Source organism: Bradyrhizobium jicamae (assembly GCF_001440395.1).
Classification (GTDB): domain Bacteria; phylum Pseudomonadota; class Alphaproteobacteria; order Rhizobiales; family Xanthobacteraceae; genus Bradyrhizobium; species Bradyrhizobium jicamae.
Genome location: NZ_LLXZ01000196.1, coordinates 573 through 13985, shown reverse-complemented (window position 1 = coordinate 13985; position 13413 = coordinate 573). Strand labels below are relative to the sequence as shown.

General features: G+C 64.8%; 9 protein-coding genes. 5 read left to right on the top strand and 4 right to left on the bottom strand.

Translation table 11 applies throughout. The annotated features are described in order from the left end of the window. The first annotated feature begins 394 nt into the window (after positions 1-394). The 3 genes from glmS to CQ12_RS33785 all read left to right on the top strand — a co-directional run bounded on the left by glmS (position 395) and on the right by CQ12_RS33785 (position 4210). Positions 395-2221 carry a glutamine--fructose-6-phosphate transaminase (isomerizing) gene (glmS, locus tag CQ12_RS33795; protein ID WP_057839610.1) on the top strand — a complete coding sequence of 609 codons (1827 nt, stop codon included), beginning with the start codon at positions 395-397 and terminating at the stop codon, positions 2219-2221. A gap of 90 nt (positions 2222-2311) precedes the next feature. Beyond that, complete coding sequence (locus tag CQ12_RS33790) at positions 2312-3094, top strand: DUF502 domain-containing protein (protein ID WP_057839609.1); 783 nt, start codon at positions 2312-2314, stop codon at positions 3092-3094. Positions 3095-3226: 132 nt separating this feature from the next. Continuing rightward, positions 3227-4210: a dihydrodipicolinate synthase family protein gene (locus CQ12_RS33785; protein ID WP_057839611.1), complete on the top strand. Its 984-nt coding sequence runs from the start codon at positions 3227-3229 to the stop codon at positions 4208-4210. Here the strand turns inward: CQ12_RS33785 and recG are convergent. The 3 genes from recG to CQ12_RS33770 all read right to left on the bottom strand — a co-directional run bounded on the left by recG (position 4162) and on the right by CQ12_RS33770 (position 8150). Next, on the bottom strand, positions 4162-6270 hold the full coding sequence (gene recG / locus CQ12_RS33780; protein WP_057839608.1) for an ATP-dependent DNA helicase RecG: 2109 nt from the start codon (positions 6268-6270) through the stop codon (positions 4162-4164). The two genes, CQ12_RS33785 and recG, sit on opposite strands and share 49 nt — an antisense overlap. A gap of 69 nt (positions 6271-6339) precedes the next feature. Then, on the bottom strand, positions 6340-6963 hold the full coding sequence (gene prfH, locus CQ12_RS33775) for a peptide chain release factor H (protein ID WP_057839607.1): 624 nt from the start codon (positions 6961-6963) through the stop codon (positions 6340-6342). Further along, positions 6960-8150, bottom strand: a complete 1191-nt coding sequence (locus tag CQ12_RS33770; protein ID WP_057839606.1) for an RNA ligase RtcB family protein — start codon at positions 8148-8150, stop codon at positions 6960-6962. Before CQ12_RS33770 ends, prfH begins: the two co-directional genes overlap by 4 nt. A 400-nt stretch (positions 8151-8550) precedes the next feature. On the opposite strand from CQ12_RS33770, the gene CQ12_RS33765 reads away from it, so the two are divergent. Beyond that, the gene (locus CQ12_RS33765) at positions 8551-8841 is read left to right on the top strand and encodes an FAD assembly factor SdhE (protein ID WP_057839605.1); all 291 of its coding nucleotides are present in this window, start codon (positions 8551-8553) and stop codon (positions 8839-8841) included. Continuing rightward, a complete protein-coding gene (gene mfd, locus CQ12_RS33760; RefSeq protein WP_057839604.1) occupies positions 8838-12356 on the top strand; it encodes a transcription-repair coupling factor in 3519 nt (1172 codons plus the stop codon). Before CQ12_RS33765 ends, mfd begins: the two co-directional genes overlap by 4 nt. A 120-nt stretch (positions 12357-12476) precedes the next feature. Here the strand turns inward: mfd and CQ12_RS33755 are convergent. Further along, on the bottom strand, positions 12477-13413 hold a 937-nt coding region (locus CQ12_RS33755), incomplete at its 5' end, for a hypothetical protein (RefSeq protein ID WP_063799865.1).

Here is a 13413-nt window from a genome sequence, read left to right as displayed (position 1 = left end):
TCTCGCCGTTGATTTGATTGGTATTTTCCCGCCACAACATTGCCTTGCGCAGGGAATGCCGGAGTGCCTCCGCTGAACCTGTATGCTCGTGTGCGTTTCCTTCTACCCATTGCACGCGAGACCGCGGGTGCAGCGCGCATCCGGCATTCCCTGCTCCCTCTCTCTCGAGGGAACCAAGGCCAGGCCTCGGGCAGATCATGCCGCGAGATCGCGGAGGCGTATTCCGCGGGCATCGCGGATGTGACAGGTTAATCCCCGGTTGAGCTACCCATTAAGCTTTCCGCTTAAGACTGTCTCAATCCGCAATAATTATTGAGTATCTGTCGGACTTCATTTCTCGTTAAGAGATGAACGGGTTGCGACGCTATTCGTCGATTTGGGGAAGTTGAACCGCATGTGCGGCATTGTCGGCATTCTTGGAAAAGCTCCGGTCGCGGAGCTCCTGGTAGACTCACTCAAGCGGCTTGAATATCGCGGCTATGATTCCGCCGGCGTCGCCACCCTGGAAGGCGATCACCTCGCGCGCCGTCGCGCCGAGGGCAAGCTGAAGAACCTCGAAAAGCGGCTGCAGGCCGAACCGCTCGGCGGTCACACCGGCATCGGGCACACGCGCTGGGCAACTCACGGCAAGCCGACCGAGAACAACGCGCATCCGCACGCGACCGAACGCGTCGCGGTGGTCCACAACGGCATCATCGAGAATTTCCGCGAGCTGCGCGAGGCGCTCGAGAAGAAGGGGGCGGCCTTCAAGACCGAAACCGACACCGAGATCGTTCTCCACCTCGTCGACAGTTTTCTGCAGAAGGGCGTCAAGCCGGTCGAGGCGGTGAGGGCGGCGCTGTCGGAATTGCGAGGCGCGTTCGCGCTCGGCTTCATCTTCGCCGGCGATGACGATCTGATGATCGGTGCCCGCAACGGCCCGCCGCTGGCGATAGGTCATGGCGACGGCGAAATGTATCTGGGGTCGGATGCGATCGCGCTCGGGCCGTTCACCGATACGATCAGCTATCTCGAGGACGGCGACTGGGTGGTGCTGACGCGCAAGGGCGCCGTCATCTACGACAAGAACAACGCCATCGTGCATCGCGACGCGGTCAAGCACTCAGCCTCGACCTCGCTGGTCGACAAGGCGAACTACCGCCACTTCATGGCCAAGGAAATCCACGAGCAGCCGGAAGTGGTCGGCCACACGCTTGCCAGATATATCGACATGGCGAGCGAGCGCGTGATGCTGCCGGTCACGCTGCCGTTCGACTTCAAGGACATCCAGCGCGTTTCGATCACGGCTTGCGGCACCGCGAACCTTGCCGGTTACGTCGCCAAATACTGGTTCGAGCGGCTGGCGCGCATTCCGGTCGAAATCGATATCGCCTCCGAATTCCGCTACCGCGAGGCGCCCTTGCGCAAGGGCGATCTTGCGATCTTCATTTCGCAGTCCGGCGAGACCGCCGACACGCTGGCCGCGCTGCGCTACGCCAAGGGCGAGGGCGCTCACACGCTGTCGGTCGTGAACGTGCCGACCTCGACAATCGCGCGCGAAAGCGAAACCGTGCTGCAGACGCTCGCCGGTCCCGAAATCGGCGTTGCCTCGACCAAGGCGTTCACCTGCCAGTTGATGGTGCTGGCCTCGCTTGCGGTCGCCGCCGGCAAGACGCGCGGCGAATTGTCGGATGAGGATGAAACCAAACTCGTGCACGGCCTGGTCGAGATTCCGCGGCTGATGGCGGCGGCGCTGACCATTGAACCGCAGATCGAGAAGCTTGCGCGCGACATCTCGAAATCCAAGGACGTGCTCTATCTCGGCCGCGGCACCAGCTATCCGCTGGCGCTGGAGGGCGCGCTGAAACTGAAGGAAATTTCCTACATCCACGCCGAGGGCTATGCCGCCGGCGAACTCAAGCACGGGCCGATCGCGCTGATCGACGAAAACATGCCGGTCGTCGTCATCGCGCCGCACGACCGGGTGTTCGAAAAGACCGTGTCCAACATGCAGGAAGTCGCGGCCCGCGGCGGCAACATCATCCTGATGACCGACGCCAAGGGGGCGGCGGAAGCCACCATCGAATCGCTCGTTACCATCGTGCTGCCGGACATGGCGGCGACATTCACCCCGATGGTCTACGCCGTCCCGGTGCAACTGCTGGCCTATCATACCGCCGTGGTGATGGGCACCGACGTCGACCAGCCGCGAAATCTCGCCAAATCGGTAACGGTCGAATAGTCAAGGCCATTTGGCTGTCACGCCGGGTCTTCAAAAACCTGCTAGGATGGCTTAGCTGGATCAAGCCGGCTGCTCCGACCTGGAACCACGATGAACCGCGAAGAACTGCCCCCGACCGCGCCCCCGGAGGAACCCCTTCTGGAAGAGCATCACGCCGGGCTGGTCGCCCGTTTCCGGAACTATTTCCTCACCGGACTGATTGTCGCAGGGCCGGTCGCCATCACCCTGTACTTGACCTGGTGGTTCGTGAACTGGGTCGACAGCATCGTCCGCCCGTTCGTGCCCACGGCCTACCGGCCGGAAACGTATCTGCCGTTCGGATTGCCGGGCTCCGGGCTGATCGTCGCGGTGTTTGCGCTGACGATGCTGGGTTTCCTCACCGCCAATCTGATCGGGCGGACGCTGGTCGATCTCGGCGAACGGCTGCTCGGCCGCATGCCGGTGGTGCGCGCGATCTATCGCGGCCTGAAGCAGGTGTTCGAGACGCTGTTCTCGGGCAAGGGCTCGAGCTTTCGCAAGGTCGGCCTGGTCGAATTTCCCTCGCCCGGCATGTGGTCGATCGTTCTGATCTCGCAGTCGCCGAGCGCGAATGTCGCCAGCCAGCTTCCCGGCCAGGAGGAGCACATCTCGGTGTTCCTGCCCTGCGCGCCGAACCCGACCACGGGCTTCTTCTTCTACGTGCCGAAGAGCAAGATCATCGAAGTCGACATGACGACGGAGGACGCCGCGACGCTGATCATGTCCGCCGGCGTGGTGCAGCCCGGCTCCGATCCGCAGAAGCGCAATGCCGCGCTGGCCGGCATGGCGAACGCCGCGCGCGTGGCGAATTCGGCCGCGCTGCAGCCGGCTCCCGCAAAGGTAAAGGTGGAATGATTTGAGCCGTCATTCCGGGGCGCATCGAAGATGCGAACCCGGAATCTCGAGATTCCGGGTCTGCGCTTCGCGCATCCCGGAATGACGGCAATGATGATGCACCCGACAATCCCCAATGCTCCCAGGCCGAACATGACCAAGAAGATCGAAGGCATCATTCCCGTGATGATCACGCCGTTCACGTCGAATGGTCAGATCGACTATCCCGGCCTCGGCCGGCTGGTGGAATGGTACATCGACAATGGTTCGGACGCGCTGTTTGCGGTCTGCCAGTCCAGCGAGATGCAATTCCTCACGCTCGACGAACGCGTCGAACTCGCCGCGTTTGTGAAAAAAGCCGCGGCAGGCCGCGTGCCCGTCATCGCTTCCGGCCACATCAGCGAAAGCCTTGACGACCAGCTTGCCGAACTGACTGCGATTGCCGCCACCGGGGTCGACGGCATGGTGCTCGTCACCAACCGCCTCGATGCCAAACGGGAAGGCGGAACGAAGTTCATCGAAGACCTGACCTGGCTGCTCGACCGGCTGCCGAAGCAGCTTCCGCTCGGCCTCTATGAATGCCCGGCGCCCTATCGCCGCCTGCTCAGCGACGACGAACTGAAATTCTGCGCGCATAGCGGCCGCTTCGTCATCCTCAAGGACGTCTCCTGCGATCTCGAAACGGTCAAGCGTCGCGTGGCGCTGACAAAGGGCACGCCGCTTGCCATCGTCAATGCCAATGCGGCGATTGCCTATGATGCGATGAAAGCCGGCTCGCGCGGCTTCACCGGTGTGTTCACCAACTTCCATCCCGATCTCTACCAGTGGCTGATGACCGAACACGCCAGCCATCCTGATCTGGCGGATGAGCTTTCGGTCTATCTCGCGCTCTCAGCGATGGCCGAGCCGATGGGCTATCCGAAGCTGGCAAAGCTCTATCACCAGCGTCTCGGCACCTTCGCGTGCACCGACAGCCGCGCCGTCACCTTCGATGTCAGCGAAAAATTCTGGGCGCTGGAGGCGCTGATCGACAAGATCGTCGAGGGCACCGAGCTCTACCGGGGCCGCATTGCCGACGTCGCGGCGCGTCATCCCGCGCCGATCAGCGGCACGGCTTCATCGCGCTCATACAGGTAAAGCAGGCAGCGCAGCGCCTCGCCGCGCTCGCCCTTGAGTCTTGGATTGTCCTTCATGATCCGCAGCGCCTCGTCGCGCGCCTGCGTGATCAATTGGGCGTGCACGTCGGAGCGGGCGATACGGTAGCCGGGCAGGCCGCTCTGGCGGATGCCGAGCACGTCGCCTTCGCCACGCAGTTTCAGGTCCTCCTCGGCGATCCGGAAGCCGTCGGTGGTCTCGCGGATCACCTTCAGCCGCGCCTTCGACATTTCGCCGAGCGGCTCCTTGTAGAGCAAGAGGCAGGTCGACGCCTCCGACCCGCGCCCGATCCGGCCGCGCAACTGATGCAATTGCGCGAGCCCGAAACGCTCGGCGTTCTCGATCACCATGATGGTCGCCGCCGGAACGTCGACGCCGACCTCGACGACGGTGGTCGCAACCAAAAGCCCGATCTCGTGCGCAGCGAACTGCGCCATCACGCGGTCTTTCTCCGTGCCCTTCATCTGCCCGTGCACCAGCCCAACGCGATCGCCAAAACGCTTCTGCAGCTTCTCGAACCGTTCCGTCGCGTTGGTGAGGTGCTCGGTCCCCTCGGCCTCGGATTCCTCGACCAGCGGACAGATCCAGTAGACCAGTTTGCCGGCCTTGAGCGCGCGACCAACCGCATCGACGACCTCGTCGAGGCGGCTTGCCGGGACCGCGCGGGTCTCGATCGGCTGCCGGCCGGCTGGCTTCTCGCGCAACTCGGATACATCCATGTCGCCGAAATAGGTCAGCACCAGCGTGCGCGGAATTGGCGTTGCGCTCAGCACCAGCACGTCAACGGCCTCGCCCTTGTTGGTGAGCGCAAGACGTTCGCGTACGCCGAAACGGTGCTGTTCGTCGACGACCGCCAGCGCCAGCGACTTGAAGATCACATCGTCCTGGATCAGCGCATGGGTGCCGACCAGAAAATCGATCTCGCCGGCTTCGAGCTGCGCCAAAATCTCGCGCCGCTCCTTGCCCTTCTCGCGGCCGGTCAGGATGGCAACCCGCAAGCCGGCGCGCTCGGCCAGCGGCGCGATGGTCTTGATGTGCTGTCGCGCGAGAATTTCGGTCGGCGCCATCAGCGCGGCCTGCTTGCCTACCTCGTTGACCGCAGCCGCGGCGAGCAGCGCAACGACCGTCTTGCCGGAGCCGACGTCGCCCTGCAGCAGCCGCAGCATCCGCACCGGCTGGCGCAGATCTTCGGCAATGGCAGCCATCGCCTCACGCTGTGACGCTGTCAGCGCATAGGGCAGCGCGTCGATGATCCTGTGGCGCAGATGGCCGTCGCCGGCGTTGCGGTCGCCGGCCGGACGTCGGAGTTGGGCCCGCACCAGCGCCAGCGCCAGTTGACCGGCCAGCAATTCGTCGAACGCCAGCCGGGACCAGAACGGGCCATCAGGCAAAATGTCCGTGAGTTCGACCGGCACATGCACGCGGTTCAGCGCTTCCCGGATCGACGGAAAGCTGCAGCGGCGGATTACTTCCGGACTGATCCACTCGGGCAACTCCGGCAGCTTCTGCAGCGCCTGCGCGATCGCCCGCCGCAGTGATCCCAACGCAAGGCCTTCGGTCAGCGGATAGACCGGGTCGATGCCGCTGAGTTTTGAGAATGTCGCTTCGTCAACGACGCGGTCGGGGTGCACGATCTGCGGGATGCCGTCATACATCTGCAGCGTGCCGGAGACGTAGCGCTTCTCGCCGACCGGCAGCAGTTTTTCGACATAGCCGGGCTTGGCGCGGAAGAATGTCAGCACGACGTCGCCGGTATCGTTAGAGGCATAGACGAGGTAGGGCGCGCGGGAATTGCGCGGCGGAGGCGGCCGGTGACGGTCGATGGTGACTTCCAGCGTCACCACGGTTCCCTGCGCCGCCTCGCGGATCTTCGGCCGCGCGCGGCGGTCGATCACGCTGGCCGGCAGATGCAGCAAGAGATCGACCAGCCGCGGCGTCTCATCGCGCGAGAGCAGATAGCGCAACAGCTTGTCCTGCTTCGGCCCGACCCCCGGAAGGGTCGTGACCGCCGCAAACAAAGGATTGAGCAGGGTGGGGCGCATTGCGAAACCTAAGACCGTTTCGTGCCGTCATGCGCGGGATTGGGCGGAACGTCCACGGCTTTTTTCCAGTTACGACGCCCGGAACGCCTCGCCCTTGAACCGCTTCACCGCCCGCCCGCGTTCCAGCCGATCATGCGCCGCATGCGCATCGTTCCGGGCGGTGATGGCTTCGAGTTCACCCTGCAGCCTGAGCAGCGCCGCAATCCGCTCCAGTGCCAGCGCCTTGTTGCGATGCTGCGAGCGCTCCTCCCGCGCCACGACGGAGAGGCCGCTGGCGATGTGGGTGGCGCGCACGGCGCTCTCGGTCTTGTTCTGATGCTGGCCGCCGGGACCTCCGGCCCGGAAGGCTTCGAAGCGGACATCCTGCGCCGCCAGCGCCTTCGGTGCTTCCGGCGGCGTCGGAAGCTCGACAACGCCGATGAACCAGTTCTTCCGCTTGTGGTGCGGCCGGACCGGGCTTTGCGCCACCCACTGGATCGCACCGATCCACGGCCGCGCGAACGCCGCCGCGGCCTCGCCATGGACCACCACGATGGCCGAGCCCGGACCATGCTTGTCGGGGCTCGGGCCTTCTACGCAGTCGGTTTCAAGGCCTAGCGCAGCAGCCTCGTCCGCAAGCGTTGCAATGGCTTTCCGGACCGCGATCCGGCATTCCGCCGGGCCGCGTCCGCTGGTGAAGAGAAGCCGGATCATCGGCGATACTCCTTCCAGGATTTCTCCCGTCGGGTGGAGCCGGCTACGACACTGGACTGCGCCTTCTTGAACGTCACGAGCGGCCGGAACGTCGCCACCACGCGCGCCAGGCCGAACTCGACGATATCGTCGATGACGCGTTCGATGTTCTTGTAGGCCTCGGGCGCCTCTTCCGCGAGCAAGCCGCGATCGCCGCAGACGACGATGCCGCCATACGGATTGCGCTCCAGCCGCGCCACGTCGGATTTCTTGACCCGGACGCGGCCGTGCATGGAGGCACGATCGTATTTGCGGCCGGCACCGTGGGCGAGGGAGGCGAGTGCGTCTGTTCGCATCGCCGTCAGCGGCTCCACGAGATAGGACAGCGTGCCGCGCGATCCCGGCACCGGGACGAGGCCGCGATCGGACGCCGCTGCGCCTTTCCGATGCAGCGCCATCACGTGGCCGCCCGCATCGTGACGCTCGACCATGTTGTGCGCGAGATCGTTGACAGGACGCAGGTCCGCACGCGCAGCGGCCGCAGCGCGTTCAGCGATGATGCGGCGGTTGAGCCTGGCCCACTGCACCGCGTGGTCATGCGCATCCATGTAGGCACTGCCGGATTCGCTCACGGGATCAAGCGCCGCCTGGCCATTCCGCATCTCTCGCTCCAGGATCGAGAAGCCGAGGCCCCGCGAACCGGAATGGACCAGGACATAGGCATGGTCGCGGTCGAGCCCGACCTCTGCGGCTATGTCAGGCTCAAGGATTTCCTCGATCGCCTGGAATTCGCAGAAGTGGTTGCCGCCACCGATGCTGCCCAACGAAGCATCGAACATGGTAGCGTGAAGGCCGGCGTCGGCCAGGACGTTGCCGGTGTCGCCGTCCCACGGCTGATCGAGCGCGTGCAAGCGCCCGGCCAGTTGATCGAGCCGCAGCTTGCGCGCGGCCACATCAAGCTGAAACAGCCCCATGCCGCAGCCGATGTCGGAGCCGACCAGTTGCGGGTGAATGAGATCAGACAGAACGGCGCAGCCCACGGGGCCGTATTTGCCGGGATGAAGGTCCGGCATCGCGGCGACCGCGCGGACGCCGGGCAATCCGGCGACCTGTTGCAGTTGTAGCGTAGCATTGCCCTCGATCCAGGATTTGGACGAGGCGAAGACGTGGATCGGCGCGCAGCCGTCCACCTTGGGAGAAGTGCCCATTGAAAAGCTTTCAGGAGATTTGAGAATCGTCGACGCGCGCAAACGCAGACATCGCTGGCTTCAAGCGCGCGAGTTCCCAAGCGGCGCGGCTAACGCACGCGCGCTTAGGCGATGCCCTCGACGGGGCGGCGAGACATCAACGTCATCGAGCCTTCTCCCTGATGATCGTGCCAAAATCGGCCACCGATCGCGGGCAGACACATAGCGGCGAAATGCAAAAGCTGCAACCCCTGCGGCCAGCCCACGCTGGCGGTGCGGGCGCAATGAAGTCCCTCGCGAGCGATACACGTCACTTTCGCATGGATCTGTGGGCGAAACGCTACTGACAATCCCGAGGTCCGGGACTATATCAACCCCGCCCGGCACGTCCGGGCTTTTGGCGTTCGGATGGGACAGGGAAATGACGGGTACGACACGATCGAGCGGTGGCCTGGATGACCGCCGCAAGCGGCTTTTGTTTCGCTGCTGGCATCGCGGCACCCGCGAGATGGACCTGATCCTCGGACGCTTTGCGGATGCCGAGATAGCTGACATGCGCGATGACGAACTTGCCGAGCTGGAGCGCCTGATCGAGGTGCCCGATCCCGATCTCTATGCCGCGCTGATCGGCGACACGCCGCTCGATCCGGAATATGCAACCGCGCTGTTCGAGCGCATCAAGGCGTTTCGCGCCGTGGATCACGACGCATGAAGTCATCAGTCAAATCACCCGCCGCGCTGCTGGCTCCGGGCCGTGCGCTGACCTTTGCCAATGTCGCCGAGGGCGCCGAGGGGCTGGTCGTCTCGGACCTCGCCCGCGCGGTGGCGGCACGACCAAAACCGCCGGCGGTCAGCCTTGCCGTGGTCTGCCGCGACGGTCCGCGCATGCAGCAACTGGCGCGGGCGCTGGAATTCTTCGCGCCCGACCTGCCGGTGATGCAATTTCCGGCCTGGGACTGCCAGCCCTATGACCGGGTGTCGCCGCATGGCGGTATCCTGGCGCAGCGTCTGACCACGCTGGCGCGGCTGTCGCGCCTGCAGGGCAGCGACAAGCCGCTGATCGTGCTCACCACCGTCAATGCCATCGTGCAGCGTGTTCCCGCGCGCGAGGTGGTGGCGGCGCAGGCGCTGTCGGTTGCGCCCGGCCACGTGGTGCCGATGGATTCGATCGTAGCCTGGCTGGAGCATAATGGCTACAACCGCTCCTCGACCGTGCGCGAGCCCGGCGAATACGCGGTGCGTGGCGGCATCCTCGATCTGTTTCCGGCCGGGCTCGACCAGCCGGTTCGGTTCGACTTCTTCGGCGACAGCCTGGAATCGATCCGCACGTTCGATGCCGAAACGCAACGCACGCTGCTCGACATGCGCGCGCTCGATCTGGTGCCGATCTCGGAATTCCAGCTCGTCACCGAGACCATCCGCCGCTTCCGCATGGGCTATGTCGCGACCTTCGGCGCGCCGCAGCGCGACGATCAGCTCTATGAGGCCGTCAGCGAAGGCCGCCGCCATCCCGGCATGGAGCACTGGCTGCCGCTGTTCCAGGAGCGGATGGATACGCTGTTCGACTATCTCGACGGCGCGCCGGTTGCGATCGAGCCGCAGAGCGAAGACGCCGCGCGCGAGCGCTTCAAGCAGATCCAGGATTATTACGAGGCGAGGCGCGAGGCGCTGGAGCATCCGGGATCAGGCGCGATCTACAAGCCGCTGCCGCCGGACCGGCTCTATCTGACGGAAACGGATTGGACGACGCGGCTGAGCGATGCCGCGGTGGCGCGCTTGACGCCGTTTGCGGTGCCTGAGGGCACCAGCGACATGTTCGACGCCGGCGCGCGGCAGGGCCGCAATTTCACGCCGGAGCGCGCTGACACGGCTGTCAATGTGTTCGAAGCCGTGGTGGCGCATGTGCTGGCGCTGCAGGCGCAACGCAAGAAGGTGGTCATCGCGCTGTGGAGCGAAGGCTCGCGCGACCGCATGGCCAGCATGCTCAGGGACCACAAGCTTGCCAATATCACCAGCGTCAACGCCTGGCGCACGGTGCAGGCGACGCCGCGCAACGAGGCGATGCTGGCAGTCGTCGGCATGGAAAGCGGTTTCGAGACCGACGAATTCGCCGTCATCACCGAACAAGACATCCTCGGCGACCGCCTGGTGCGCCAGCGCAAATCGAGCCGCAAGCTGGACAACTTCATCTCCGAGGTTACGAGCCTCGCCACCGGCGACCTCGTGGTTCATGTCGAGCACGGCATCGGACGCTTCGTGGGCCTGCAAACCATCGAGGTCGGCGGCGCGCCGCATGACTGTCTCGAACTGCATTATGCCGCGGAAACGAAGCTGTTCCTGCCGGTCGAAAATATCGAGTTGCTGTCGCGCTACGGCTCCGAGCAGACCGGTGTGGAACTCGACCGGCTGGGCGGCGGCGGCTGGCAGGCGCGCAAGGCCAAGCTGAAGAACCGCATCCGCGAGATCGCCGGAGAGCTGATCAAGATCGCGGCCGAGCGTCAGTTGCACGAAGCGCCGAAAATGCCGGTGCAGCCGCACGTCTATGACGAGTTCTGCGCACGCTTCCCCTATGAGGAAACCGAGGACCAGCTTGGCGCGATCACGTCCACGCTGAAGGATCTCGAAAGCGGCCGCCCGATGGACCGGCTGATCTGCGGCGACGTCGGGTTTGGCAAGACCGAGGTGGCGCTGCGCGCAGCGTTTGCGGTGGCGCTGGATGGAAAGCAGGTCGCCGTCGTGGTGCCGACCACGCTATTGGCGCGGCAGCACAGCAAGAATTTCGCCGAACGGTTCAGGGGCTTTCCAGTCAACGTCGCGCAGGCCTCGCGCCTGATCCCGGCCAAGGAACTGACGCAGACCAAGAAGGGGCTGGCCGAAGGCAATGTCGACATCGTGATCGGCACCCATGCGCTGCTCGGCAAGGCGATCAAGTTCCGCGACCTCGGCCTTTTGATCGTCGACGAGGAGCAGCACTTTGGCGTTAGCCACAAGGAGCGGCTGAAGCAGTTGCGGGCACAGGTGCATGTGCTGACGCTGAGCGCCACGCCAATTCCGCGCACGCTGCAGCTCGCGTTGACCGGCGTGCGCGACCTCTCGATCATCGCCTCGCCCCCGGTCGACCGGCTGGCAGTGCGCACCTTCGTGGCGCCGCATGATCCCCTGATGATCCGTGAAGCCTTGCTGCGCGAACGCTACCGCGGCGGGCAGGCGTTCTACGTGGTGCCGCGGATCGAGGACCTTGCCAGCGTCAAGGACTTCCTCGACAAGAACGTGCCGGAGATGAAGGTGGCGGTCGCGCACGGCCAGATGCCGCCGACCGTGATCGAGGACATCATGTCGGCGTTCTACGACGGAAAATACGACATCTTGCTCTCGACCACCATCGTCGAGTCCGGCCTCGACATCCCGAACGCCAACACGCTGATCGTGCACCGCGCCGACATGTTCGGCCTGGCGCAGCTCTATCAGTTGCGCGGACGGGTGGGGCGCTCGAAACTGCGGGCATATGCGCTGTTCACGCTGCCGGCGCAGCAGAAGATCACTGGACAAGCCGAGCGCCGGCTGAAGGTGCTGCAGTCGCTGGAAACACTGGGTGCCGGCTTCCAGCTTGCGTCGCATGACCTTGATATCCGCGGCGCCGGCAATCTGCTGGGTGAAGAACAGTCCGGCCACATCAAGGAAGTCGGCTTCGAACTCTATCAATCGATGCTGGAGGAGGCGATCCTCAACCTCAAGGCCGGCGTGGTGGAGCCTGCCGCCGACCGCTGGTCGCCGCAGATCACCATCGGCATGCCGGTGCTGATCCCCGAGGATTACGTCAATGACCTCGCAGTGCGGCTGTCGCTGTACCGACGGCTCGCTGATCTCGAGACCGACGAGGAGATCGACAATTTTGCAGCCGAGATGCGCGACCGCTTCGGCGTGCTGCCGGATGAGGTGCGCTATCTGTTCAAGGTCGCCGCGATCAAGGCCTATTGCCGCAGGGCCAATGTCGAGAAGGTCGATGCCGGGCCGAAGGGCGCTGTCATCTCGTTCCGCGACAACAAGTTCGCGCAGCCGGACCGGCTGGTGTTCTTCATCCGCCAGCACGGCCAGGCCGCGAAGGTGCGGCCGGACATGAAGGTGGTGTTCCTGCAGACATGGAAGACGCCGGAAGAGCGGCTGATGGGAACGACCGAGATCCTGCGGCAACTCGCCAATCTCGCGGAGAGCAAGAAGGCGGCGTAATTGGCTCAGATCGTAGGGTGGGCAAAGCGTAGCGTGCCCACCATTTCGAAGCGCGATCGGTGATAGGTGGTGGGCACGTCGCTAACGCTCCTTTGCCCACCCTACAGGCCGGTGAATGCTCTACGACGCCGCGCGCTGTGCGCCTTCGTGCAGCCGCGACCGCAGCGACTTCGCGGAATCGTTCGGCAGCAGCGTTGCGACCGTGACTGAAGGCTCCGACCGTGCGTCGCGGTTGCCGTGGCTGGTATGGCGCATCACGCTCGACAGCCGCCGCGCGACGGCGTGGGCCGTCTTCAGGTCGGCCTCGGCGAACACCACGACCACCGAGCCGTCGTCCTGCGCGGCGCCAAAATCCATTCGCCGCATCAGGCGGCTGATGATCCGCGCGCCGTCGAATTGCGCGCGGGGATGATCGGGATCGAACGCAAAGCGCGCGACCGACAGGCCGCCACCGCGCTGCTGGGTCTGGTAGATGGCGCTGGCAAAGTCGCGCTCGAAGGCTTCGGCCGTGAGCAGACCGGTCCGGGCATCGATCAGGCCGTCGGCGTCGATGGCCTTCAGCGTGCGGCTCAGATGCGCTTCGAAGGCGTGCTGGCGGATCAGCGGCAGCGCCGTCGTTGCCACCTGGGCGGCATCGCCGGAGATGATTTCGAGGTTCGGCAGATCATAGGCCGGCGCCAGATCGCCTGCGGTTACGACGACGGGGAGGTTTCGGAAACGCGCATCCTCCGTCAGCACGGTGAGGAAGGCGTCGACGACGCGCAGGCTGAAGCCTTCGCCGAGCACGATGCCGTCGATGTCCCTGCTGTTGAGATGCTTTGCCGCCGCCTCGATCGAAAGCGCGCCGACCACGCCGCTGCGCTCGCCAAGCGCGACCGACAGCGCGGGGTAGGCGCCGCCGCGGCCGATCAGCAGCACGGTAGCGTCGCGCGCCGGATCGATCTGCGACAGCGTCATCGGCGCTGCCGGCACCAGCCGGCGCATCACGGTCGCATGCAACGCCCGCACGCGCAGCGCGGCACGCACGCGGGCCATCAGCCGGTCGGAGCCGGCTTGT

Excerpts from the sequence above, each read along its gene's own strand:
- CQ12_RS33790 (WP_057839609.1), top strand. The coding sequence starts at position 2,312 with ATGAACCGCGAAGAACTGCCCCCGACCGCGCCCCCGGAGGAACCCCTT.
- mfd (WP_057839604.1), top strand. The coding sequence starts at position 8,838 with ATGAAGTCATCAGTCAAATCACCCGCCGCGCTGCTGGCTCCGGGCCGT.
- glmS (WP_057839610.1), top strand. The coding sequence starts at position 395 with ATGTGCGGCATTGTCGGCATTCTTGGAAAAGCTCCGGTCGCGGAGCTC.
- prfH (WP_057839607.1), bottom strand. The coding sequence starts at position 6,963 with ATGATCCGGCTTCTCTTCACCAGCGGACGCGGCCCGGCGGAATGCCGG.
- CQ12_RS33785 (WP_057839611.1), top strand. The coding sequence starts at position 3,227 with ATGACCAAGAAGATCGAAGGCATCATTCCCGTGATGATCACGCCGTTC.
- recG (WP_057839608.1), bottom strand. The coding sequence starts at position 6,270 with ATGCGCCCCACCCTGCTCAATCCTTTGTTTGCGGCGGTCACGACCCTT.
- CQ12_RS33765 (WP_057839605.1), top strand. The coding sequence starts at position 8,551 with ATGACGGGTACGACACGATCGAGCGGTGGCCTGGATGACCGCCGCAAG.
- CQ12_RS33770 (WP_057839606.1), bottom strand. The coding sequence starts at position 8,150 with ATGGGCACTTCTCCCAAGGTGGACGGCTGCGCGCCGATCCACGTCTTC.